This is a genomic window from Clostridia bacterium (assembly GCA_014360065.1).
GTDB lineage: Bacteria > Bacillota > DSM-521 > Neomoorellales > JACIYF01 > JACIYF01.
On record JACIYF010000230.1, the window covers coordinates 1 to 1931 of the forward strand.

3 protein-coding genes are annotated in these 1931 nt (G+C 52.8%); 1 reads left to right on the top strand and 2 read right to left on the bottom strand.

What is annotated here, in order from left to right; translation table 11 throughout:
• The first annotated feature begins 168 nt into the window (after positions 1–168).
• Entirely contained in the window at positions 169–786 is a 618-nt protein-coding gene (locus H5U02_15345; GenBank protein ID MBC7343794.1) for a Uma2 family endonuclease, read from the top strand.
• A gap of 12 nt (positions 787–798) precedes the next feature.
• On the opposite strand, the gene H5U02_15350 is transcribed toward H5U02_15345, so the two are convergent.
• Both H5U02_15350 and H5U02_15355 read right to left on the bottom strand, forming a co-directional pair.
• On the bottom strand, positions 799–1503 hold the full coding sequence (locus H5U02_15350; protein ID MBC7343795.1) for a molecular chaperone TorD family protein: 705 nt from the start codon (positions 1501–1503) through the stop codon (positions 799–801).
• Positions 1504–1790: 287 nt separating this feature from the next.
• A partial coding sequence (locus tag H5U02_15355; protein MBC7343796.1) for a hypothetical protein occupies positions 1791–1931 on the bottom strand: 141 nt, incomplete at its 5' end.

The following is a 1931-nucleotide window of genomic DNA, read 5'->3' on the forward strand; positions in this document are numbered from 1 at the left end:
TTCAGGGGAGCAAGCTTGTGCTCCGGTACCGGACGGTTTTCTAACCTGCGCTTAACTTTCTCCCGCCCGGGAAGAAAGTCCTTTGTCCCCACCTATGAAAAACCAAGCCAAGTTTTGTAGTGTTTAACGGGCGGTAAACTCGGCCCTGCTGGTTAATGCCAGCTGGCTATGGTAAAATGGACCAAAAGCAGCCCAGCTAAAGGAGGGGTGAAGGTGAGCTTGGGAGACTGGGAAGTGGCTGTAACTTCGGGGAAAGTTTATACCTATGCCGACTACTGCCAACTACCGGATGGGGCACCCTACCAGCTAATCGGGGGGAGACTAATATTGACGCCATCGCCTACAACCTATCACCAGATGATTTCGGCCCGGCTGGAGTTTGCATTAATGGACTTCGTTAAGGAACACACTTTGGGAATTGTCCTTCATGCCCCTATCGATGTGTATTTTAACCAAACTGAAACTTATCAGCCCGATATTATTTTTATCTCCCAAGACCGGATGAACATAATCGAACCCAAAAGAATCAACGGAGCACCAGACCTGGTAGTTGAAATCCTTTCTCCCGCCACTGCCTACTATGATCTGCGGCATAAGTTCCGCGTTTATGAGCGTTACGGAGTCAAAGAATACTGGATCGTAGACCCAGAAGAAAGCAGTATTGAGGTCTTCATCCGCGAGGGTGAAAAATTAAGCTTGAGCCAGTGCCTGGAGGAAAGGGGGCAGGTAACCTCATCGCTCCTCCAAGGTCTAACAGTATCCTTAGAGAGCATTTTTGAGGGGTAGGCCGCCCTTGGCTTAACCTGACTGCTTAAGGAAGGAGCATAGTTCCTGGTAATCTTCTTGTAGGAAAGCGCGAGTAGACAGCGCCAAGCCTTGGAAAAAGCCGGTTGCGGCTGCCCGACCAACATCCTCGGCCCAGGCCGGTACCCACTCAAGCAGGTGTTCCTCTAAGAATCGCTTTTGAGCCTGTAAATAGCGGTAGGGGTCTTCCCCTTTCTCTCCCGCTTCCATAGCCATCCCGCACAGCCTTTCCATGAACTCTAGCTCTAGGGCTATGTGGTCATCAGGCTCCTGATGTAACTTCTTAGTAACCAGGCCGAACTCTTCGTAAGCCCTCCGCACCTGAAGGGTCTCCTCACCAAACAACAAATGGTCGGCTGAACGATAGACAGATTCCCAAGGCGGGGCCTCTAGGTGGCCAGGTCCGACAAATAGCCGGTTATATTCGGCTCGAAGCTCAGCAGCTGCTTTATCAAGGCTCCTGGTTCCTTTTTGCAGCTCCCGGCAATAACTAGAAAGCTGGGTCCAGCCCTGTTTCAAGTCTCCCTCTGCTTCCTCGGCCAGGAGCTGAAACAGAGCGCCCTCTGCCAGCTCCCTCAGCAGCTGGGGGCTTATGGGTTCTGCCAGCAAATGGGATTGTAGTCGATACAGGTTCTGGCGGATCTGGAGCCAATTCTTTACTTCGGCGTCCTGAAACCCAGCCACTCGCTCTTCTGCCATGGTGCCCCTCCTTAGGAAAGACATTTACTTCCAGCCGCCCAGCACTCAACCGTTGGAAGACCTACAGCTTCACAAGGGGCTTACGGCCCAGCTGAAGTGGGCGACAGGTATAAGTCCCCAAGTTGACTGCTTGGTCTCGCTAATTGGTTTGGCCGCTCTTTCGCTAGTAGTATTCTCCACCCATGGCCCCATCCCTGCCCCCAGCCAACTTAAAAGGGGGCCCTTTTTCCTGGGCCCCCTTGCCGCACCCACCGTGCTTTGGACCTAGTCAAGACCTGACTAAACGGCTAGATCAGCCCTTGTTCCTTGGCTAGCTTGGGATAAAGCTCGTAAGCGGGCTTGAGGAGCGGTAGCATAGCAAACATCTGGCTTACCGGACCTTGGGCCTTGATCTTTCCCAAGGCCAGGGCCGCCACCAGGTTAATCTT